The following is a 21,772-nucleotide window of genomic DNA, read 5'->3' on the forward strand; positions in this document are numbered from 1 at the left end:
TAACCCTTCTTGATGACAACCAAAAACCTTGGTTAGTTGCCATACACTAAGACCCTTTCGGGTTGTATGGTTAAGTGACTAAGCGTACACGGTGGATGCCTTGGCAGTCAGAGGCGATGAAAGGCGTAATAACTTGCGATAAGCCCAGATTAGGTAGTAATAACCTTTTGAGTCTGGGATTCCTGAATGGGGAAACCCACTTACATAAGTAAGTATCCTGTTGTGAATACATAGCAACAGGAGGCAAACCGGGGGAACTGAAACATCTAAGTACCCCGAGGAAGAGAAATCAACCGAGATTCCGAAAGTAGCGGCGAGCGAAATTGGATTAGCCCTTAAGCTTTTAATGATGCAGGTGAAGAGTCTGGAAAGTCTCGCAACAAAGGGTGATAGCCCCGTAACCGACACATCATAATCAGTGAAAACGAGTAGGGCGGGACACGTGATATCCTGTCTGAATATGGGGGGACCATCCTCCAAGGCTAAATACTACTGACTGACCGATAGTGAACCAGTACCGTGAGGGAAAGGCGAAAAGAACCCCTGTGAGGGGAGTGAAATAGAACCTGAAACCGTGTACGTACAAGCAGTAGGAGCACCTTCGTGGTGTGACTGCGTACCTTTTGTATAATGGGTCAGCGACTTAATTTTAGTAGCAAGGTTAACCGTTTAGGGGAGCCGTAGGGAAACCGAGTCTTAACTGGGCGTACAGTTGCTAGGATTAGACCCGAAACCAGGTGATCTAGCCATGGGCAGGTTGAAGGTTGAGTAACATCAACTGGAGGACCGAACCGACTAATGTTGAAAAATTAGCGGATGACTTGTGGCTAGGGGTGAAAGGCCAATCAAACCTGGAGATAGCTGGTTCTCCCCGAAAGCTATTTAGGTAGCGCCTCGGACGAATACTACTGGGGGTAGAGCACTGTTAAGGCTAGGGGGTCATCCCGACTTACCAACCCTTTGCAAACTCCGAATACCAGTAAGTACTATCCGGGAGACACACGGCGGGTGCTAACGTCCGTCGTGGAGAGGGAAACAACCCAGACCGCCAGCTAAGGTCCCAAAGTATAGCTAAGTGGGAAACGATGTGGGAAGGCTCAGACAGCCAGGATGTTGGCTTAGAAGCAGCCATCATTTAAAGAAAGCGTAATAGCTCACTGGTCGAGTCGGCCTGCGCGGAAGATGTAACGGGGCTAAGCTATACACCGAAGCTGCGGCTACGTACCTTAGGGTATGTGGGGTAGGGGAGCGTTCTGTAAGCCGTTGAAGGTGGTCTGTAAGGGCTGCTGGAGGTATCAGAAGTGCGAATGCTGACATGAGTAACGATAAAGGGAGTGAAAAACTCCCTCGCCGGAAGACCAAGGGTTCCTGTCCAACGTTAATCGGGGCAGGGTAAGTCGACTCCTAAGGCGAGGCCGAAAGGCGTAGTCGATGGGAAACAGGTTAATATTCCTGTACTTCTTACAATTGCGATGGGGGGACGGAGAAGGCTAGGTGGGCCTGGCGACGGTTGTCCAGGTTCAAGTATGTAGGCGGGTGGTTTAGGTAAATCCGGACCGCTATTAACGCTGAGATACGATGTCGAGCTACTACGGTAGTGAAGTCATTGATGCCATGCTTCCAGGAAAAGCCTCTAAGCTTCAGATTGTAAGGAATCGTACCCCAAACCGACACAGGTGGTCGGGTAGAGAATACCAAGGCGCTTGAGAGAACTCGGGTGAAGGAACTAGGCAAAATGGTACCGTAACTTCGGGAGAAGGTACGCTCTTATCAGTGAAGTCCCTTGCGGATGGAGCAGACGAGAGTCGCAGATACCAGGTGGCTGCAACTGTTTATTAAAAACACAGCACTGTGCAAAATCGTAAGATGACGTATACGGTGTGACGCCTGCCCGGTGCCGGAAGGTTAATTGATGGGGTTAGACTTCGGTCGAAGCTCTTGATCGAAGCCCCGGTAAACGGCGGCCGTAACTATAACGGTCCTAAGGTAGCGAAATTCCTTGTCGGGTAAGTTCCGACCTGCACGAATGGCGTAATGATGGCCACGCTGTCTCCACCCGAGACTCAGTGAAATTGAAATCGCTGTGAAGATGCAGTGTACCCGCGGCTAGACGGAAAGACCCCGTGAACCTTTACTACAGCTTGGCACTGAACATTGAACCTACATGTGTAGGATAGGTGGGAGACTATGAAATTGCGTCGCTAGATGTGATGGAGTCGTCCTTGAAATACCACCCTTGTAGTTTTGATGTTCTAACGTTGGTCCCTGAATCGGGATTACGGACAGTGCCTGGTGGGTAGTTTGACTGGGGCGGTCTCCTCCCAAAGAGTAACGGAGGAGCACGAAGGTGGGCTAAACACGGTTGGACATCGTGTGGTTAGTGCAATGGCATAAGCCCGCTTGACTGCGAGAATGACAATTCGAGCAGGTGCGAAAGCAGGTCATAGTGATCCGGTGGTTCTGAATGGAAGGGCCATCGCTCAACGGATAAAAGGTACTCCGGGGATAACAGGCTGATACCGCCCAAGAGTTCATATCGACGGCGGTGTTTGGCACCTCGATGTCGGCTCATCACATCCTGGGGCTGAAGTCGGTCCCAAGGGTATGGCTGTTCGCCATTTAAAGTGGTACGCGAGCTGGGTTTAGAACGTCGTGAGACAGTTCGGTCCCTATCTGCCGTGGGCGTTGGAAAATTGAAAGGGGCTGCTCCTAGTACGAGAGGACCGGAGTGGACGAACCTCTGGTGTTCGGGTTGTCATGCCAATGGCATTGCCCGGTAGCTAAGTTCGGAATCGATAACCGCTGAAAGCATCTAAGCGGGAAGCGAGCCTTGAGATGAGTTTTCCCTGGCACTATAAGTGTCCTAAAGGGTTGTCGTAGACTACGACGTTGATAGGCAGGGTGTGTAAGTGCTGCGAGGCATTGAGCTAACCTGTACTAATTGCCCGTGAGGCTTAACCATACAACACCCAAGGGGTTTTGTGGACTCAAAGAAAGACAGACCTTGAATGCGTTTGATGAGACATAACTTTTAAACACAGTTTTCCGAATTTTAAAATTTGCTTGGCGACCATAGCATTGTGGACCCACCTGATTCCATGCCGAACTCAGAAGTGAAACACAATAGCGCCGATGGTAGTGTGGGGCTTCCCCATGTGAGAGTAGGACATCGCCAGGCTTTAAATTAAATCTTTAGGTTGACCAACCTGGAGATATGGACGCTCACTTAGTGAGTTGACCACTGCGGAGTGGTAGTTCAGTTGGTTAGAATACCGGCCTGTCACGCCGGGGGTCGCGGGTTCGAGTCCCGTCCACTCCGCCACTTATTCGATAACCTCGCCTAGTGCGAGGTTTTTTCGAATCTGAAGCAAGATAAAGTTTTAGGGGTGTAGCTCCAATTGGCAGAGCAGCGGATTCCAAATCCGCGTGTTGGGAGTTCGAATCTCTCCACCCCTGCCATATTTAAAGCTCCAGCAGAAATGCTGGAGCTTTTTTGTATCTGTCACTTTTTCAAAGTGACGTTGAGGACCGGAGTGTCAGCCAAGTCGACTATATTGATCCCCATCGAAGCAGAAATCCTAGAGTCTTTTTGATTTATATTTGTTCGATTTTTAATTGATAATTACCTACCTTGAATAGAATATTGTCTTAGAAATGTAAGTGCTTACTTATCTCAGTCTCTTTTATAAGCAATTAACAACACAATCCACACTTCTTTATGAGAATTATTCTCAATATTTTGTTACATTTTGGTCGTTATTACTAAAAGGCAACAAATATGGATATTTCCCGTCGTAAGTTTATTCAATCATCTCTCGCTATATCTGCATTAACAGTACTACCCGCTTGTTCAATGAAGCGGTCTGCTGATGAGCAAGGAAAGTATGTTTATGACTTAACTGCTGAACCTTCAACGGCTGAGTTAGTAGCGGGATTTGACACCAATGTCTTAGCCTTTAATGGACAGATCCCAGCTCCGACGATTCGATGTCGACAGGGTGAAAAGGTCACAATTCGTTTTACGAATAAGCTATCAGAGCCGACGACTATCCATTGGCATGGCTTAAGAATTCCTATCGAAATGGACGGTGTTCCCTTCTTAAGTCAGCCACCAATCATGCCAGGTGAAACATTCATTTATGAGTTTACGCCGCCAGATGCCGGTACGTTTTGGTATCACCCACACATGAATAGCGTGAAGCAGCTTGGTATGGGCTTAGTTGGTCTTATTATCGTAGAAGAGAGCAATCCAGTACGGTTCGATGAAGAACACGCATTGATGCTTAAGCATTGGCACATCGACAAGCAGGGTCAATGGAAAGATTTAATGATCCCACGACTCAGTGCTCGTATGGGCACTCCTGGGGAGTGGAGTAGTGTTAATGGAGTCCATGAACCCGTATATCAGTTGAAGCAGTATGCAGCGACTAGACTGCGTATTGCTAATGTCGATAATACGATCACTTACCCTATTGCTGTCGAAGGGGCTGAAGCATGGGTTATAGCCATCGATGGTAATCCTGTAAAAACGCCTTATAAACTGACTCAACATAAAATTGGTCCGGGTATGCGTGTTGATATCGGACTGATCGCTCCTAAAGCTGGTGAGCGAGTTAACGTTCTCCATATGAAGGGGCGTTTCCCATTTTCTTTGTGTGAATTTGAAGTCGTAGATTCAGCATTTGCTCAAGGACGTTCGTTGCCATTACTACCATTGAATCCAGTGCCCAACCTAGATCTTGCTAATGCTGAAGAGATCGACTTTTTATTTGAATGGGAAGGGGCTGTTTCTCCAGTATCCAAAGATGGAAAATCGATGCCTAAGTTTTGGCTAACAAATAAAAGAGCATGGGAAGGAATGAGCAAAGACAATATTCCTGAACCATTGGCGACTTTAGAGTTGGGTAAGACTTACATATTCGATCTTAAGAACGTCACTCAATATCATCACCCGATTCATATTCATGGTCATACATTTACTGTATTGGAACTTGATGGTAAAAAAATTGAAGAGCCTTTCCATACCGATACAGTATTACTTGGAAAAAATGGCCGAGCTAAAGCTGCATTTGTTGCAGACAACCCCGGACGCTGGATGTACCACTGTCATGTAATTGAGCACATGAAAACAGGATTGATGGGATATATTGAAGTTAAGTGACACCTGTAACGTTTAATATTTACGCATGCATTCTTAGTTTCTACCCTCGCTTTTATCGACGGTAAAGCTAGAATATAGGGACTATTGTTTGGGAGGATTCATGGGTCAGTTATCTATTTTAGGTTTTATTGCCATTGGTGGCGCATTTGGTGCTTGTTCGCGTTATTTGATTTCAGAGTTATGTGTGGTGATGCTAGGACGTGGTTTCCCTTACGGTACACTGACAGTTAACGTAATTGGCTCTTTAATTATGGGTTTGCTCATCGCAGCGTTTGAGAATGAGATGGTTGCGACAGAACCATGGAGGCAGATCATCGGTCTTGGTTTCCTTGGAGCATTGACTACATTTTCTACATTTTCGATGGATAACGTGCTTCTTATGCAGCAGGGTGCTTTCTTTAAGATGGGGCTCAATGTGCTACTCAACGTGGTTCTCAGCATCTCAGCAGCATGGATCGGCTTCCAACTTTTGATAAAGTCTTAAAACTTTCTTACGATTTGTTAACAACTCGGCTTGGTTTATCCAAGCCGTTTTTATATACTCGATCGAACTTGTCGGAGTGCCATATGGCTGAGACCGTTAACTCGGGATCCGTTGAACCTGATCAGGCTAATACCTGCGAAGGGAACAAGAGTAGATATCTAACTAGAATCCTTCTAGAGATCTATCTCCAGATCACAACTGTATTTTCTTGTTGTGATCCCTCTTGTAGCATCAAATCCGTCAAGCATTTTTATCCCTATAAATAATGGCTAAAAGCCAAGGAAAAATGCTATGTCGAGTCGTAAACAAGCAAGACTGGAAGCGAAGAATTTCATTGATTCTTTATCCGTACAACCTTATCCAAATTCAAAAAAAGCGTACATCCAAGGATCTCGAGCGGACATTCAAGTCCCTGTCCGAGAAATATCACTCGCTGATAGCCTTGTGGGTGGCAGCAAAAAAGAGCCTATATTCGAACCTAATGTACCTATTCAAGTTTACGATACCTCAGGTGTTTATACAGACCCTACACACGAAATAGACCTGTATAAAGGTCTTCCTAAGTTGCGAGAGCAATGGATTGATGAGCGTGGCGATACGGAACTGTTAGACGATGTAAGCTCTGTTTACACCAAAGAACGTTTAGAAGATGAAACCCTAGACGACCTTCGTTACGGCAATCTACCTAGAATTCGTCGTGCTACAGGTAACCAATGTGTTACCCAGCTGCATTATGCTCGTCAAGGTATTATCACTCCTGAGATGGAGTACATTGCAATACGTGAGAATATGGGACGTCAGAAGTTTGCTGATGAGCAGCTTAATCATCAACACCCTGGCCATAACTTCGGTGCCAACCTACCGAAAGAAATTACCTCTGAGTTCGTGCGCAAAGAAGTTGCAGAAGGTCGAGCTATTATCCCTTCAAACATCAACCACCCAGAATCAGAACCTATGATTATTGGCCGAAACTTCTTAGTGAAAGTGAACGCCAATATCGGTAACTCTTCAGTAAGCTCTTCGATTGAAGAAGAAGTTGAGAAGCTAGTCTGGTCGACTCGCTGGGGTGGCGATACCGTGATGGACCTTTCCACCGGCCGTAATATCCACGAGACTCGCGAATGGATCTTGCGTAATAGCCCAGTACCAATTGGTACGGTTCCTATGTATCAGGCACTTGAAAAAGTGAATGGCGTTGCGGAAGACCTTAACTGGGAAGTGATGCGCGATACCTTGATTGAACAAGCAGAGCAGGGTGTTGATTACTTTACTATCCACGCAGGCTTATTGCTTCGCTACGTTCCTATGACCGCTAAACGTGTGACTGGTATTGTCTCTCGTGGCGGCTCCATCATCGCGAAATGGTGTCTTGCTCATCACCAAGAAAGTTTCCTTTATACTCACTTCCGTGAGATCTGTGAGATCTGTGCGAAGTACGATGTTGCTCTGTCATTAGGTGACGGCTTACGCCCAGGCTCAATTGCAGATGCCAATGATGAGGCTCAATTCTCGGAGTTACGTACGCTAGGCGAGTTGACTAAAGTGGCTTGGGAATACGACGTTCAGGTGATCATTGAAGGCCCTGGACATGTACCAATGCACCTGATTAAAGAGAATATGGACGAGCAGTTAGAGCACTGCCACGAAGCACCTTTCTATACTTTAGGTCCGCTGACAACTGATATTGCCCCTGGTTATGACCACATTACCTCTGGTATTGGCGCGGCCATGATTGGTTGGTACGGCTGTGCGATGCTCTGTTATGTCACCCCTAAAGAGCACCTAGGCTTACCAAACAAAGAAGACGTGAAGACTGGCTTGATTACTTATAAGCTGGCAGCGCATGCAGCAGACTTGGCAAAAGGACATCCGGGCGCACAGATCCGCGACAATGCATTATCAAAGGCGCGTTTTGAATTCCGTTGGGAAGACCAATTTAATCTAGCTTTAGATCCGGAAACCGCGCGTTCTTTCCACGATGAAACCCTGCCACAAGAGTCGGGTAAGGTTGCTCACTTCTGCTCTATGTGTGGACCTAAATTCTGCTCGATGAAGATCTCTCAGGAAGTACGAGAGTATGCGAAAGACACCGAACAAGTGGCGGCTGATCAGGCTATCGAAATTAAGATGTTGGATAACCCGTTGGAAGGGATGCGTCAGAAATCACAAGAGTTCCGTGATACCGGCTCTGAACTTTACCACCCTGCAGTAGGTGCAAAAGAAGCTCAATTAGAGGAATAATGACAGTGAAGATACTCATCCCATCTCAAAATATTGAGTTAACGGGAGAGGTGCAGAACTGTCTATTGGTTGCTAAGCGACAAGGTTTGGCAACCGATACAGTTGAGTTGGGCGTAAGCCCAACTCAATACTTCTCTATCGTTGATGCTCAGCAGGCGTTATCTATTGGCTTCGTTCATGATGTTGATTCATTGGCGGAGTGTAAGTTAGCGGAACTGAATCATGTTGTTGATTACAGTCATTCTGTCGCGCTAACTGACGTTTGTGGTGCCTTTACACAATCTCCAAACACTATCTATATTGGTGTCTCAGATGATTCATCTGTAATGGATATTTGGTCTCACCTAGATGCTAATCGTGTCATTAAGAGTGAAACTACAGCTCATCAAGAATTAGATAGTAGTGGTCATTTTGCTTGGTTACTTACTTTGTTGGCGCTGGAATTCCCATTAGAAGACGCACTAGTTTTAGCTCGCGCTGCATCGAATGTTTCACGTGGAACATGGCCAGCACATTATCAAGACTTTCCTATCCCTGTTCTTGAAGATCAACGGTTGGACATAAGCGTAGGTTGGGCTAACCAAGGAACATCACTTTATTTTCCTGAATTGAATAAGAGTAGCCTCGGTTTATACCCCGTAGTTGATGATGTTGAGTGGATCGAAAGATTACTCAAGCTTGGAATCAACACTGTCCAACTACGTATTAAGAACCCGCATCAAGCGGACTTAGAACAACAAGTCACACGATCTATCGAGCTTGGTCGAGAGCATAACGCTCAAGTTTTTATCAATGATTACTGGCAGCTTGCACTCAAGCATGACGCTTTTGGTGTTCATTTGGGGCAAGAGGATATTGAAGAATCAAACCTCTCACAGTTGAGCCAAGCGGGTATTAAGATCGGACTCTCGACTCATGGCTATTACGAGTTGCTACGCATTGTTCAAATCAACCCAAGCTATATTGCGCTAGGGCATATCTTCCCAACAACAACTAAACAGATGCCATCGAAACCTCAGGGTTTAGTTCGTTTATCTCTGTATCAACAGCTGATTGATACTATCCCATACACAGAAGAACTTACTGGCTATCCGACGGTTGCTATTGGCGGTATTGACCAATCGACAGCCGAGCAGGTGTGGGAGTGTGGGGTATCGAGCTTGGCGGTGGTACGTGCGATTACATTGGCGGAAGACCCACAGAAAGTGATCGAATTTTTCGAAAAACAGATGACGTCTAAACCTTCAACTCTCAAAGAAGAGGTTATGTCGGAGCCTAGCTATGCTGAGTGACTTTGAATTCATTCGTTATCAACGACAAATTGCGTTATCTGAAGTGGGTGAGCAAGGGCAACGCAACTTACTAAATAGTCATGTGTTGTTGATTGGTTGTGGTGGCTTAGGTAATGCCGCGTCTCTTTATCTAGCTGCTTCTGGTGTTGGAAAGATCGTGCTGGTTGATGATGATTGTGTCGATTCATCGAACCTGCAACGGCAGGTCGCGTTCAGGGAAAGTCAGTTAGGTTCGCTTAAGGTTGAAGCGTTGAAGCAACAACTGAGTGAGCTCAATGGTCGCAGCCAAGTAAGAACCATCAATCAACGAATGAGTGAAAGTCAGCTTGAGCTTGAAGTGATGCTAGCTGACTTAGTGTTGGATTGTACTGACAACTTCGCGTCACGCCAGCAGGTTAACCAAGCATGTTTCAGCACGAAGACCCCTTTGATTTCTGGTTCTGCAATTGGCTGGAAAGGCCAGTTTATTGTATTTGATTATCAGAATCAGAAAGGGTGCTATCACTGCTTGTTCCCGTTCAGACAGCATCCACAAACGACGCGTTGTAGCGATAGCGGCATCATAGGCCCAGTTGTTGGCACCATAGGTAACCTTCAAGCTTTGGCTGCTATTCAACGTCTAACTCGTGGTGAGTTTCAGGTCGCAACACATCAACTCAAACTGTTCGATGGCCAGACGATGAATTGGCAAAACCTTATGGTCACTCAAGATAGTGAATGTCCTGTGTGCAGTGCGTCTGTAGTTAAGCATTTAGAAGAAGAAATCCAATGAGCCATATAACTATCTCGATAAACGAACAATCAGAACAAGTAGCACACTCGTCGTCTCTAGCGGACATTATCCAAGTTCTAGCATTACCTGATCTAGGTTGTGTGTTTGCAATCAATAATGCGGTTGTCCCGCGTAGCCAGTGGCAACAAACAGTCGTTAATGAAGGCGACGCTATATCTCTTTTCCAAGCCATTGCAGGAGGCTAACCATGTTAACTATCGCAGATAAAACGTTTCAATCACGACTCTTCACTGGAACGGGTAAGTTCGCCAATAAGCAATTGATGGCGAGTGCTATCGAGGCCTCAGGTTCGGAATTGGCAACTATGGCGCTTAAGAGAGTTGATATTCGCTCTGAGCAAGACGACATTTTACAACCCATCATTGATGCTGGCGTGAACTTACTACCGAATACGTCAGGTGCTAAGAATGCAAAAGACGCCATCTTTGCTGCGCATTTGGCTCGTGAAGCTCTAGGCACAAATTGGCTCAAACTGGAAATTCACCCAGATCCAAAGTACTTGATGCCAGACCCAATTGAAACGCTTAAAGCTGCTGAGCAACTGGTTAAAGATGGCTTTATTGTGTTGCCTTACTGTCATGCCGATCCAGTATTGTGTAAACGCTTGGAAGAGGTGGGTTGTACTGCGGTTATGCCGCTAGGTGCCCCAATTGGTTCAAACAAAGGTATCGCTTCGGCAGACTTCTTAGAGATCATTATCGACCAAGCGAATGTCCCTGTGATTGTGGATGCAGGCATAGGTGCACCATCTCATGCTGCTCGCGCAATGGAAATGGGCGCAGATGCAGTGTTAGTGAATACGGCGATTGCGGCTTCCCAACAACCTGTTGATATGGCGATTGCTTTTAAGTTGGCAGTTGAAGCAGGTCGTATGGCTTACCTTGCTGGTCTCGCTGGTCAGGTATCTCACGCGGTTGCTTCCAGTCCGTTAACTTCATTTCTAGACGAGTAATATTGCCATGACGTTTGTTGATCGATTTAAACAGCTCAACTGGGATGACATTGGTATGTCTATCTTCAGTAAAACGGCAGCGGATGTTGAACGTGCTCTGAGTAAACCCAAACGCGACCTAGAAGACTTTAAGGCTCTGATCTCTCCGGCGGCAGAACCTTACTTAGAGCAGATGGCACAACAATCGTTGGCGCTAACTCGTAAGCGATTTGGTAATACAATGTCGCTTTATATTCCTTTGTATCTCTCGAATCTATGCGCGAATGCATGCACGTATTGTGGTTTCTCAATGGAGAATCGTATCAAGCGCCGCACGCTTACTTTGGATGAAATTGATGCCGAAAGTGCGGCTATCAAAAAGATGAAGTTTGATAGCGTTTTGTTGGTCACCGGTGAACATGAAACTAAGGTCGGGATGAATTACTTTCGACAGGTGTTGCCGACTATCAAAAAGCAATTTAACTACCTTGCAATGGAAGTGCAGCCGCTTGATCAACATGATTACGCAGAGCTTAAATCTCTCGGTTTAGATGCTGTTATGGTTTACCAAGAGACTTACCAGCCAAGAACTTACGCTGAGCATCATCTACGTGGCAATAAAATGGATTTTGAATATCGTCTTGAAACTCCTGATCGCTTGGCAAAAGCGGGGATCGATAAGATAGGTATTGGTGCCTTGATTGGTTTGGAAGATTGGAGAACCGACTGCTTCTTTGTTGCTGCTCACTTGGATTACCTGGAGCGCACTTATTGGCAGACTCGCTATTCAATTTCATTCCCGCGTCTTCGCCCGTGCGAGGGTGGAGACGGTAATGGAGGCTTGCAGCCTAAGTCGGTCATGAACGATAAACAGTTGGTTCAGCTTATCTGCGCATATAGACTCTTAAACCCTGAGGTCGAGTTATCTCTATCTACTCGTGAGTCAGCAACCTTCCGCGACAATGTGTTGCCATTAGGAATCACGAGTATGTCGGCTGCGTCAAAAACCCAACCTGGTGGTTATGCTTCGGGTGAGGAAGAACTCGAACAGTTTGAGATAAGTGATGAGAGAAGTGCTGCCGATGTTGAGTCGATGATTCGTCAGCGTGGTTTCGACCCAGTGTGGCGAGACTGGCACAGTGCCTATTCTGGTTAATCAACGTTTGGTTGATGTTCCACGTGAAACATCGATGGGATGCTATCGACAAACAAAAACGGCTACCTTTAGGTAGCCGTTTTTATATCTAATTTAGCGAGCTTGTTTTGGTTAAGTAAACAGCCTAGAAAGCTATTAAGCGTGAGCTAATGGTGTCGTTGATTGACGTAACCATTCCAATGTATCACCTTCAACTAATGGGCTAACGTCGTTCCAAACTTTCTGATGGTAGTCGTTCAGCCATGCCAGTTCAGGTCGGGTTAGCAAATCAACATTGATGTTGCGCTTATCGATAGGGCAACGTGTTAGCGACTCAAACGTTAGTACTGAGAAGTCACCTTGAGTTGGAAGTTCAACAACCAGTTCTAGGTTTTCGATACGGATACCGAACTCTTCTGCACGGTAGTAACCCGGTTCGTTTGATAACACCATGCCTTCAACAAGAGGCACGTCGATCAGCTTCTTAGAGATACTTTGTGGTCCTTCATGAACACTTAGGAAGTGACCAACACCATGACCAGTACCATGGTCGTAATCGAAGCCTTCTGCCCATAAGTGCTGACGCGCTAGGATATCAAGTTGGAAACCACGAGTGCCTTGTGGGAAACGAGCTCGTGCGATGCCGATATGACCTTTCAGTGCGAGAGTGAATTGCTGAATCATTTCGTCACTTGGTTGGCCAATCGCGATAGTACGAGTAATGTCCGTTGTGCCATCTAAGTACTGACCGCCTGAATCGACTAGATACAGAGTATTCATCTCTAACTGACCTGGTTCAGGTTGGTTCTCATGGTTGTAGTGACACATAGCTGCGTTTCCGCCTGCAGCTGAAATAGTGTCGAAACTTAGGTCCATCAGCGTTGGGTCTTGCTCACGGAATGATTGTACTTTGTCTGCTAGTACAGCTTCGTTGTGCAGGTTACCTTGCGCTACTTCTGCATCAATCCAAGACAGGAATTTCGCCATCGCCACGCCATCTCGAATGTGACACGCTTTCATACCTGCAATCTCAGTTGCGTTTTTAGCAGCTTTTGGCATTAGGCATGGGTCTGCTGCTTCAATGATGTGAGCGCCAGCGTTTTGCAGAACAAGCGTGTACCAAGCATTGCTCGTGCTTGAATCTACAGATACATTTCTATTTTCTAAAGACTGAAGGCGCACTTCAAGTTCTGATGGGTGAGAAACTCGAATACCATTACCAACGTGTGCTTCAAAGCCTGCTGGGATGCGTGCTGGGTCTAGGAAGAAATCGACGCTTTCATCAGCGTGAATGATTGCATTAGACAGTACAACAGGTAGGCGAGATACGTCCAAACCACGAATGTTAAGCAACCAACAGATCGAATCGAGCTCGGTAAGGATAGCGGCGTCCGCACCTTTTGCTTTTAGTAAGCCAGCAATCTCCGCACGTTTGCTTTCACTTGATTGACCAACGGCATCTGTTGCCATTAGGCGAACATCAGATACAACAGGCTCAGGACGGTCAGACCAAAGCTCATCAATCGGGTTTGCTGATAACGTTGTTAGCTCAACTTTCTCCGCTAGTTTTGCTTGTGCGCCTTTCAACCAAGCAGCGGTGTGCATGCGTGGGTCGAATGCAACCTTACTACCTTGAGGCAATGAGTTGATGATCCAATCTAAAGCCGGTTCTTCAATAAGGTGGCGATACTCAAATAACTCTGCTGGTACCTGCTTACGAACCTGAACGGTGTAGCGACCATCAACAAAAATAGCAGCAGTTTCACGAGTGATAACAGCGGCACCTGCAGAGCCAGTGAAACCTGTTAACCAGTGAAGTCGCTCGTTATGAGCAGGAACGTATTCACCTAGATATTCGTCTTCGTGTGGAATGATAACGGCATCTAGGTTGTTTGTTTCAAGCCAAGTTCGAACCGCAGCAACGCGTTCAGCAGTGATATTGTGCATCTGTGTTTTATCCTTATTGTTAGGGTCCTTGTTAACACTCACAGTCGATATACAGGTGAGGGGACTTATTAGGTCAATAAGCTAGCGCTTTTGTTCGTTTGCTGCAAACGCTGTACGCCATTTTTATCTAAGGTGCAGAGTTTTTTCTTTGATGATATCTCGCAACCAAGTTAAGGCTGGGTCATTTTCTCTGTCACGGTGCCAAAACAAAGTGTATGCCATCGGTGGGAACTCCATTGGTAAAGGAACAACCACTAAGTCGAGTTGCTTAGCGACGAGATAAGTAAAGTGGCTTGGTGCGGTAAACACAAAGTCGGTGTAAGTACATAGGCTTGCAGCGCTATTGAAGTCTGGAACAGAAATCGCGATATCGCGTTGATGGCCAAGATCGGCAAGTTTGTAGTCGAGCAGCCAGCGGTCGTTACCATCGCACCTTACTTGTACATGACGTTGCGCAAGGTAGGTTTCCAGATCCCATTTACCACTCAGAGCAGGGTGGTTGCGTCTTAGCACACACATCTGTGCGTCGCGGTAGATCTCTTGTTCGCAAATGTCGTCTGGCGGCAGCATAGTTAAACGCGCATCGTTGATGTCGATGTCTTTGCCAGTGAGTCCGATATCTAGTTCGCCAAGCTGCAGCTTCTTAAAGGTTTGTTCTGTCCACGCGTGGGTGTTGATATTGACCTTAGGTGCTTGTCGAAATATTGCCGGTAAGAAGTGCGGAAGAATCAGCGGGTAAACACTCTCAACGGCAGCAATGTGAAAGCTATGGTCGCTGTTGTTGGGAATGAAAGTTTCCGGTTGGGTAAGCACATCAAGTTGATTGATCAGCGTTTCTAATCGAGGCTTGAGGAACACAGCTTTCGGTGTCGGTCTTAGGCCATGAGCACTTCGCGTAAAAAGGGGATCATTAAATTGTTCACGAAGCTTGGCTAGCGACTTGCTCACTGCTGATTGGCTCAAGCACAGCCTATGTGCGGTGCGAGTGACACTCAGCTCTTCCATCAACACTTGTAAACAAACTAATAGGTTTAGGTCGATGCGTGACAGTTTCTCGATATTCATATGAATTTCCAATTTGGAATAATACTAATGAGTATATGCCATTTCTATTCATATCTTTAGTCCGTTATTATGCACCCAAATTAATTCATTCGGAGAGTCTTGTGCCTTCTAACGCGCTTCCAAATCCTAGCAAATTGCAGGTTGCACTACTTGCAATGCTGGTTCTATTTAGCCCTTTGGCTATTGATATTTATCTACCAGCACTGCCACAAATTTCGACAGCGTTTCACGTGGAACATGCACTAGCACAAGATACGATTACTTGGTTTTTATTCGCCATGGGTGTCGGGCAATTATTTGCAGGCCCTTTGGCTGATAAGTTAGGACGTCGAACCGTTGCATTGGGAGGTGTTAGTATCTATGCACTGAGTGCTTGCTTGGCGTGGGCAGCTCAGTCGATTGATATGATGCTAATAGCTCGGCTGTTACAAGGCTTAGGAGCTTGTGCGACTTCTGTAGCAGCCTTTGCAACGGTTCGCGATCTATTTGGCCCGCAGAAGAGCGGGCGAATGATCAGTTACCTTAACGGTGCAATTTGCTTTATTCCTGCATTAGCGCCGATCCTTGGTGCTTGGTTGACTCAACAGTTTGGTTGGCGCTCGAACTTCAGTTTCATGGCTGGCTTTGCGATTGTGGTCGGCACCATTTTGTTTTTCCAAATGAAAGAGTCTAACCCTGCGACAGAAAAGGTTGCAGTTTTTAAGCTAGAGCGATACTGGTCGGTATTGAAAACACCGTCATTTATCTTCCATGCCACTTTATGCTTGATGGCGATGGCGGTAATCCTTGCTTACGTTACCTCTGCACCTGTTGTGTTGATGGAAAACCTAGGTTTGACGATGAACGAATTTACTTTTTGGTTTGGTGTAAACGCGGCAATTAATATCATCGCAGCATTCACAGCGCCGAAGTTTATGGATCGCTTTGGTACCTATAAAGCCCTGGTTGTTGGTATATCCACACTTGGCTTAGCTGGGGTGATTATGTTGGTGCTTGCTGATCAAGCGACAGCGTTCGCATTTATGTTGCCTATTTTCTTATCTTCGGTTGGTTTTGCATGGATTCTTGGCGCTGCTGCGGGTAAGGCATTAGAACCTTTTGGTGACCGTGCGGGTACAGCCGCTGCGCTGCTTGGTTTGTTCCAAATGAGCGGTTCAGGGCTACTTGTTGGTACCATGCAACGTCTTGATTTAACGTCTCAAGTGATGATTGCGCTACAAATGTTCCTTATTGTGCCAGCATTGTTGGTACTTGCGAGCAAGGCGGGTAAGTCGTGGCATACGACGTTTGCAAAGGCATAAGTTACAAGGGTGATAAAATATACAAATGGCGGTTTTCGAAACGTTAAAACATGGTATATTTGTCACTCATTGAAACGTTAGTACCACAACGGAAAATACTGTAATGTCATTAACAACCTACGAAATGGCGCGCATCTTAGAACAAATGGAAGATGCACCTGAAAAGGTCATGTTTGGTAAACTGCTTAAAGAGCTAGGAAACCAAAGTGAAGAGCGTATTCGCAGTGCGGCAAAACAAGTTCCAATCGATACTTTGCGAGATATTATTTACCAATTCCAGCGTGTGGTAGAGTCTCGTAAAGGTGAACAAGTTCAGCTATTAGCAAAAGAGTTAGCAGAACAAGGTATCTCTGCTGAAGAACTACAAGCTTTTCTAAACAAGTAGTTTATCCCAGATAAAAAGAAACCACTCGATTGAGTGGTTTTTTGCGTTTAGGGCTAGGTAAATTTAAGGACGATGCAAAATAGATCTAGCTTGCGAATTGTTTTCTTAATATTCGATCAAGCGACATAGGTCCGGCTCCCCATACGACGACGACCAGTATCATTAATCCCCACAACTGATGATCATAGAAACCTTGCTCCCACAACACAGGGTATGACACGACAGCCATGATGTTGAATACGAATAACGCTGCTGCCATCGGTCGTGTTAATAGGCCTAGTGCTAAGAAAACAGGCAGAATCAATTCTGCGGCAGTACCCATGTAAGCTGCTAATTCCCAAGGCAGCAATGGCACCTGGTATTCCAACTCAAACAAATAAAGGGTGCTATCCCATGTGGCTATTTTGGTGAGTCCTGAATTGAAGAATACCCAAGCCACCCATAAGCGACAAAACAAAAGTAGCAGAGGAACAAAAAGTGATTGTGACTTCTCAATCAATGCATCGTATTGAGCCATCATGTTTGTGACCGTGTTGTTATCCATTTTATGTCTCCAATTCATCATTGAGTGAGAAGCCTGAGATGACGTCGAGAGCCATTACAGTATTAAGGTGTTGTAGTAGTGAAGGGTTAATCTGAGCGAGTGCTTGACCCGATTGCAATTCAGTTAATAGTTGGTGGCATTCTTCCGTCAAACGATAGCTCTCAACCTGTGAATTCTCGGTTCTGATTAACACTCCTAATTCAGGTTGGTTGATGTCTAACCCGTCAAGTTGTTGCTGGTAGATAGCTTGCTCAAGCGCGATAATCGTATAGCTAGAATTAACTAGCGTTATTGAATCTTTGAGATGGAAGACCAAAGCGCCTTGCTGCTCTTGTGGCACATCAGCTAAACAAGAGAGGGGGCGTTGGTCGACATGTGATTCTGAAATACATCTCACCAAGCTATCTTTTTTCCATTCATACAAAGCCACTTCAGCGAGATAAGGAGCAGCCTCAATAACGGCAGGAAAGGTTTGGATAGTCTGTTCAAAGTGTTCCCCATAACCGCTGACATCACCAGAGGTTGATGGATAACTTAAGACATGTTGGCGAGCCATTTGTTGGAAGCACTCTTCACCAACCAGCATTTCAGTCAGTGGGTACGTCGCTGCCAGTACTTCGCTCAAGCTGATCACAAAGTTATTTCGGTAAATTTGGATTCGCTGTTCATCCGTAAAATGGTCGCTCACTATGTCGCAGTGATCACCATTGTTTTGGTAGCGCAGGGCGTTAGCAAACTCCGACTGAACGTCAGCTAGGGAGTGGCTCATGATGCGCGACTCCTTGGGTTGAACTTGTCGTGTTGATACAAAATATCACTGGCTTTGGTTGCTTCAGCCAATAAGACTTGTGGTTCTGGGATGTCTAGATCCCACTCAATCAAGGTATGGCGCAAATCATGTTGTGCTATCCATTGTGTGTAGAGTTGCCACACTTCGTCACAGACTGGTTTACTGTGGGTATCTATCCAGATCTCACCTTGTTCGAGTTTCTTTTTGGTAAAACCTGCCAAGTGAATCTCTTCCACTTTGTCTGCAGGAATTCCGCTTAAGTACTCTTCACAACTGAAACCATGGTTAAAAGATGAGACAAAAATATTATTGAAATCGAGTAATAAGCGACACTCGGTACGCTTCTGTACTTCAGCCAAAAATTCCCACTCTGGGATAGTTGAATGCTTGAAGGCAAGGTAGCTCGATGGGTTTTCAATTAGCATAGGGCGTTGCAAGCTGTCTTGGACCTCGATGACATTGCGGCAGAAGACCTCTAATGCCTCTTCGGTATACGGCAGTGGTAATAAATCATTGAAGTAGTGACCACCAGTCTGACTCCAACTTAGATGGTCAGAAACCAAAAACGGCTCTATGTCATTGATGAGTTCTTTTAGCTGCAGTAAGTGATTTGGGTTAATACGCTCAAAAGAACCTAAAGACAACCCAACGCCGTGGCAACTTATACTGTGGTCATTACGTATTACTCTGAGCTGCTGACGCGATTTTGATTGAGGCTGAAAGTAGTTTTCGCTGTGAACCTCTAACCAACTTATTAAAGCTGGATTTTGGCTAAAGAAGTCTAAGTGAGGTTTTCTAAGGCCAACCCCTGTATTGGGGTGAAGAGTTTGAGTCACAACGATTCTCCTAATAGAAAGTGGAGGTGAGCTGGATATCAGCTCACCATACTTATCAGCTCAATTATGATGATTGAGTGTTACCACCAGATAATTTGCCACAAAGTCCTTTAGGTACGACTACGAATGCATCGGATTGGTTGTCTTCTTTTGCTGTACCTGCACATGAACTTGTTTTGGTTGCACAATCATTTTGGCCAGCTTTTGCCACGCCGTAGCATTTTTCTTTTGCTGCTGCCTCTGCAGGCGCTGATGTAAGAACTGCACCGCCGAACGCTAGTACACTTGTGATTGCAGCTGTAACAGCAAGATTAGAATTTTTCATAGTCATTCCCTCTAGGACTTAATAGTATTTTTATATCGCAGGTTAATAAGTTGTTAACTTGCTTACTAAAAAGGATAGGAAGAACTCGGAAATAATTTCACTGCATTATAAAAAATATCAATATTAATGATGTGTTATCTATTAAGTTACTGATTACATGATGTTATTTTTTGATTGTTTTTTCTTCTTATTATCCTAAACGCAGCCTAGTGTTTAGGTTATAATCGACTTTTATGTATAAATACCCAGTAGTGAGCATATCCAATGATAGATCCTTCGCTTTTACTCGATGGCCTAAACGACAAACAACGTGAGGCGGTCGCAGCACCTTTAGAAAACCTACTTATTCTGGCAGGTGCTGGCAGTGGTAAAACGCGAGTGTTGGTGCATCGTATTGCTTGGCTGCAAAGCGTAGAGCAAGCATCGCCGTTTTCTATCATGTCAGTCACCTTCACCAATAAAGCGGCAGCAGAGATGCGTGGTCGTATTGAAGAGTTGATGATGGGTAGCTCGTCAGGCATGTGGAACGGTACCTTCCATGGTATTTGTCACCGTATTCTTCGAGCTCACTACCTAGATGCAAAACTGCCAGAAGATTTTCAGATCATTGATTCAGATGATCAAATTCGTTTACTACGTCGCTTAATCAAGGCGCAAAACCTTGATGAAAAGCAGTGGCCAGCCAAGCAAGCTTCTTGGTGGATTAATGGTAAAAAAGACGAAGGGCTACGCCCAAGTCATATTGACGCCTACCATGATCCAATCACTCAAACGTGGTTAAAGATTTACTCGGCTTACCAAGAGGCATGTGATCGTGCTGGCTTGGTCGATTTTGCTGAGATCTTGTTGCGATCGCATGAACTATTGCGTGATAAGAAACACATCCGCGAACACTACCAAGCTCGCTTTAAGCACATTCTTGTCGACGAATTCCAAGATACCAACAACATCCAATACGCTTGGCTACGTATGATGGCAGGCCCAGATTGTCGTGTGATGATCGTGGGTGATGATGATCAATCTATCTATGGCTGGCGCGGCGCTAAAATCGAAAATATTCAGAAGTTCTTGGATGAATTCCCAGGCGCTTCAACGGTTCGACTCGAGCAAAACTACCGTTCAACCAAAACCATTCTGCAGGCATCGAACGAGCTTATCTCCAACAACACCGAGCGTATGGGTAAAGAATTGTGGACCGATGGCAACGATGGTGAGCCAATCTCAGTTTACTCGGCTTATAACGAGTTAGATGAAGCGCGTTTCACAGTCAGCAAAATCAAAGAGTGGCAGGAGAAAGGCGGTGCGTTAGAAGATACCGCGATGCTTTATCGTAATAATGCCCAGTCTCGTGTTCTTGAAGAAGCTTTGATTCAAGGTGGTCTACCTTACCGAATCTACGGCGGCATGCGATTCTTTGAGCGTCAGGAAATCAGAGATGCTTTGAGCTATCTGCGTTTAATGAGTAACCGCAGTAATGATGCGGCGTTCGAACGTGTCGTCAATACGCCAACGCGTGGCTTGGGTGATAAAACCTTAGAAACGATTCGTCTTGCAGCGCGTGATCGTGGTGCAACCATGTGGGAAGCCAGTGTTGCTCTGATAGAAGAACAAGTGTTACCAGGCCGTGCTGCAGGTGCTTTGAGCCGCTTTATTGAGCTTATCAATGCACTTGAAGATGACACCATAGAACTGAGACTTCATGAGCAAACCGACCACGTAATCAAATCGTCGGGCTTGTTTGCGATGTACGAGCAAGAGAAAGGTGAAAAGTCGAAGGCACGTATTGAGAACTTGGAAGAATTGGTAACGGCAACGCGTCAGTTTGAAAAGCCAGAAGAAGCGGATGAAATGAGCATGCTAACGGCGTTCTTAACTCATGCGGCTTTGGAAGCAGGTGAAGGTCAGGCTGACGAGTTTGATGATGCGGTTCAGCTCATGACTCTGCACAGTGCCAAAGGCCTAGAGTTCCCAATGGTATTCATGGTTGGCGTTGAAGAGGGTATGTTCCCAAGCCAGATGTCTGCAGAAGAGGCAGGGCGCTTAGAAGAAGAGCGTCGCCTGTGTTACGTAGGCATGACGCGTGCGATGGAGAAGCTTTACATAACTTACGCAGAGATGCGTCGCTTGTACGGGCAAGACAAGTACCACAAACCGTCACGCTTTATTCGTGAGCTGCCTGAGACATGTCTGGATGAAGTGCGTATGAAAGCGCAAGTGAGCCGTCCTGCAAGCAGCGGTCGCTTTAGCCAAACCGCCGTGAAAGAGAACTTTAACGAAACAGGCTTTAGTTTGGGTTCTCGCGTTAAGCACCCTAAGTTTGGTGAAGGCACTATCATCAACTTCGAGGGAAGTGGCCCGCAGAGCCGAGTTCAAGTCGCGTTTAATGGTGAAGGCATCAAGTGGTTAGTAACGGCTTATGCTCGTTTAGAGCAGCTTTAACCTGTTACTTCGACATCTAAAAACCGTCCATTATTAAAAACAGAAAGAGCAGCCAATGGCTGCTCTTTTTATTGCTTTATACTGACCTAAATTAGGTTAATAC

The 21,772-nt window shown here is 45.7% G+C and carries 17 protein-coding genes, 2 tRNA genes, 2 rRNA genes and 1 riboswitch; of the genes, 15 read left to right on the top strand and 6 right to left on the bottom strand.

Annotated elements, in window-relative coordinates; all coding sequences use genetic code 11:
- Positions 1-68: 68 nt before the first annotated feature.
- From SJY39_RS21180 to thiH, 12 genes are all read left to right on the top strand, one after another.
- A 23S ribosomal RNA gene (locus SJY39_RS21180) occupies positions 69-2,962 on the top strand.
- Between the two features lie 100 nt (positions 2,963-3,062).
- Positions 3,063-3,178, top strand: a 5S ribosomal RNA gene (gene rrf / locus SJY39_RS21185).
- 67 nt (positions 3,179-3,245) lie between these two features.
- Positions 3,246-3,322: transfer RNA gene (locus SJY39_RS21190), tRNA-Asp, on the top strand.
- A gap of 60 nt (positions 3,323-3,382) precedes the next feature.
- Positions 3,383-3,459: transfer RNA gene (locus SJY39_RS21195), tRNA-Trp, on the top strand.
- 319 nt (positions 3,460-3,778) lie between these two features.
- Positions 3,779-5,161 (top strand): multicopper oxidase family protein, encoded by a 1,383-nt coding sequence (locus SJY39_RS21200; protein WP_016793346.1) that lies wholly within the window; start codon positions 3,779-3,781, stop codon positions 5,159-5,161.
- Positions 5,162-5,261: 100 nt separating this feature from the next.
- Positions 5,262-5,645, top strand: a complete 384-nt coding sequence (gene crcB / locus SJY39_RS21205) for a fluoride efflux transporter CrcB (RefSeq protein ID WP_004736665.1) — start codon at positions 5,262-5,264, stop codon at positions 5,643-5,645.
- A gap of 62 nt (positions 5,646-5,707) precedes the next feature.
- Positions 5,708-5,806, top strand: a riboswitch (TPP riboswitch).
- 130 nt (positions 5,807-5,936) lie between these two features.
- Positions 5,937-7,886, top strand: coding sequence for a phosphomethylpyrimidine synthase ThiC (gene thiC / locus SJY39_RS21210; RefSeq protein WP_016767818.1), 1,950 nt, complete (start codon positions 5,937-5,939; stop codon positions 7,884-7,886).
- Positions 7,886-9,178 carry a thiamine phosphate synthase gene (locus SJY39_RS21215; protein ID WP_010440648.1) on the top strand — a complete coding sequence of 431 codons (1,293 nt, stop codon included), beginning with the start codon at positions 7,886-7,888 and terminating at the stop codon, positions 9,176-9,178. The genes thiC and SJY39_RS21215 overlap by 1 nt, the downstream gene beginning before the upstream one ends.
- Positions 9,168-9,950, top strand: coding sequence for a HesA/MoeB/ThiF family protein (locus SJY39_RS21220; protein ID WP_010440651.1), 783 nt, complete (start codon positions 9,168-9,170; stop codon positions 9,948-9,950). Before SJY39_RS21215 ends, SJY39_RS21220 begins: the two co-directional genes overlap by 11 nt.
- Positions 9,947-10,156, top strand: a complete 210-nt coding sequence (thiS, locus tag SJY39_RS21225; RefSeq protein WP_010440653.1) for a sulfur carrier protein ThiS — start codon at positions 9,947-9,949, stop codon at positions 10,154-10,156. Before SJY39_RS21220 ends, thiS begins: the two co-directional genes overlap by 4 nt.
- A gap of 2 nt (positions 10,157-10,158) precedes the next feature.
- Positions 10,159-10,923, top strand: coding sequence for a thiazole synthase (locus SJY39_RS21230; protein ID WP_010440655.1), 765 nt, complete (start codon positions 10,159-10,161; stop codon positions 10,921-10,923).
- Between the two features lie 7 nt (positions 10,924-10,930).
- Entirely contained in the window at positions 10,931-12,058 is a 1,128-nt protein-coding gene (thiH, locus tag SJY39_RS21235) for a 2-iminoacetate synthase ThiH (protein ID WP_010440657.1), read from the top strand.
- A gap of 135 nt (positions 12,059-12,193) precedes the next feature.
- Here thiH and SJY39_RS21240 read toward each other — a convergent pair whose 3' ends face one another.
- Together SJY39_RS21240 and SJY39_RS21245 are read right to left on the bottom strand one after the other, a co-directional pair.
- Entirely contained in the window at positions 12,194-13,984 is a 1,791-nt protein-coding gene (locus SJY39_RS21240; RefSeq protein ID WP_016798747.1) for an aminopeptidase P family protein, read from the bottom strand.
- A gap of 123 nt (positions 13,985-14,107) precedes the next feature.
- Complete coding sequence (locus SJY39_RS21245) at positions 14,108-15,049, bottom strand: LysR family transcriptional regulator (protein ID WP_016783735.1); 942 nt, start codon at positions 15,047-15,049, stop codon at positions 14,108-14,110.
- Between the two features lie 101 nt (positions 15,050-15,150).
- On the opposite strand from SJY39_RS21245, the gene SJY39_RS21250 reads away from it, so the two are divergent.
- Positions 15,151-16,350, top strand: a complete 1,200-nt coding sequence (locus tag SJY39_RS21250) for a multidrug effflux MFS transporter (RefSeq protein WP_010440662.1) — start codon at positions 15,151-15,153, stop codon at positions 16,348-16,350.
- 103 nt (positions 16,351-16,453) lie between these two features.
- Positions 16,454-16,735 (top strand): hypothetical protein, encoded by a 282-nt coding sequence (locus SJY39_RS21255; protein WP_004736654.1) that lies wholly within the window; start codon positions 16,454-16,456, stop codon positions 16,733-16,735.
- 85 nt (positions 16,736-16,820) lie between these two features.
- On the opposite strand, the gene SJY39_RS21260 is transcribed toward SJY39_RS21255, so the two are convergent.
- The 4 genes from SJY39_RS21260 to SJY39_RS21275 form a co-directional block, all read right to left on the bottom strand.
- Entirely contained in the window at positions 16,821-17,279 is a 459-nt protein-coding gene (locus SJY39_RS21260) for a DoxX family protein (RefSeq protein ID WP_010440663.1), read from the bottom strand.
- A gap of 1 nt (position 17,280) precedes the next feature.
- Complete coding sequence (locus tag SJY39_RS21265; RefSeq protein WP_016789617.1) at positions 17,281-18,048, bottom strand: DNA-binding domain-containing protein; 768 nt, start codon at positions 18,046-18,048, stop codon at positions 17,281-17,283.
- Complete coding sequence (locus SJY39_RS21270) at positions 18,045-18,905, bottom strand: DUF692 domain-containing protein (RefSeq protein ID WP_371959892.1); 861 nt, start codon at positions 18,903-18,905, stop codon at positions 18,045-18,047. The genes SJY39_RS21265 and SJY39_RS21270 overlap by 4 nt, the downstream gene beginning before the upstream one ends.
- A 64-nt stretch (positions 18,906-18,969) precedes the next feature.
- Positions 18,970-19,230: a DUF2282 domain-containing protein gene (locus SJY39_RS21275; RefSeq protein ID WP_004736650.1), complete on the bottom strand. Its 261-nt coding sequence runs from the start codon at positions 19,228-19,230 to the stop codon at positions 18,970-18,972.
- A 264-nt stretch (positions 19,231-19,494) separates the two neighbouring features.
- Here SJY39_RS21275 and uvrD point away from each other — a divergent pair, with 264 nt between their 5' ends.
- Positions 19,495-21,669, top strand: a complete 2,175-nt coding sequence (uvrD, locus tag SJY39_RS21280) for a DNA helicase II (RefSeq protein WP_009848185.1) — start codon at positions 19,495-19,497, stop codon at positions 21,667-21,669.
- Positions 21,670-21,772: the final 103 nt, after the last annotated feature.

It is taken from the genome of Vibrio sp. R78045, assembly GCF_042466085.1.
GTDB classification, from domain to species: Bacteria; Pseudomonadota; Gammaproteobacteria; order Enterobacterales; family Vibrionaceae; genus Vibrio; species Vibrio cyclitrophicus.

Excerpts from the sequence above, each read along its gene's own strand:
- SJY39_RS21200 (WP_016793346.1), top strand. The coding sequence starts at position 3,779 with ATGGATATTTCCCGTCGTAAGTTTATTCAATCATCTCTCGCTATATCT.
- crcB (WP_004736665.1), top strand. The coding sequence starts at position 5,262 with ATGGGTCAGTTATCTATTTTAGGTTTTATTGCCATTGGTGGCGCATTT.
- thiC (WP_016767818.1), top strand. The coding sequence starts at position 5,937 with ATGTCGAGTCGTAAACAAGCAAGACTGGAAGCGAAGAATTTCATTGAT.
- SJY39_RS21215 (WP_010440648.1), top strand. The coding sequence starts at position 7,886 with ATGACAGTGAAGATACTCATCCCATCTCAAAATATTGAGTTAACGGGA.
- SJY39_RS21220 (WP_010440651.1), top strand. The coding sequence starts at position 9,168 with ATGCTGAGTGACTTTGAATTCATTCGTTATCAACGACAAATTGCGTTA.
- thiS (WP_010440653.1), top strand. The coding sequence starts at position 9,947 with ATGAGCCATATAACTATCTCGATAAACGAACAATCAGAACAAGTAGCA.
- SJY39_RS21230 (WP_010440655.1), top strand. The coding sequence starts at position 10,159 with ATGTTAACTATCGCAGATAAAACGTTTCAATCACGACTCTTCACTGGA.
- thiH (WP_010440657.1), top strand. The coding sequence starts at position 10,931 with ATGACGTTTGTTGATCGATTTAAACAGCTCAACTGGGATGACATTGGT.
- SJY39_RS21240 (WP_016798747.1), bottom strand. The coding sequence starts at position 13,984 with ATGCACAATATCACTGCTGAACGCGTTGCTGCGGTTCGAACTTGGCTT.
- SJY39_RS21245 (WP_016783735.1), bottom strand. The coding sequence starts at position 15,049 with ATGAATATCGAGAAACTGTCACGCATCGACCTAAACCTATTAGTTTGT.
- SJY39_RS21255 (WP_004736654.1), top strand. The coding sequence starts at position 16,454 with ATGTCATTAACAACCTACGAAATGGCGCGCATCTTAGAACAAATGGAA.
- SJY39_RS21260 (WP_010440663.1), bottom strand. The coding sequence starts at position 17,279 with ATGGATAACAACACGGTCACAAACATGATGGCTCAATACGATGCATTG.
- SJY39_RS21265 (WP_016789617.1), bottom strand. The coding sequence starts at position 18,048 with ATGAGCCACTCCCTAGCTGACGTTCAGTCGGAGTTTGCTAACGCCCTG.
- SJY39_RS21275 (WP_004736650.1), bottom strand. The coding sequence starts at position 19,230 with ATGAAAAATTCTAATCTTGCTGTTACAGCTGCAATCACAAGTGTACTA.
- uvrD (WP_009848185.1), top strand. The coding sequence starts at position 19,495 with ATGATAGATCCTTCGCTTTTACTCGATGGCCTAAACGACAAACAACGT.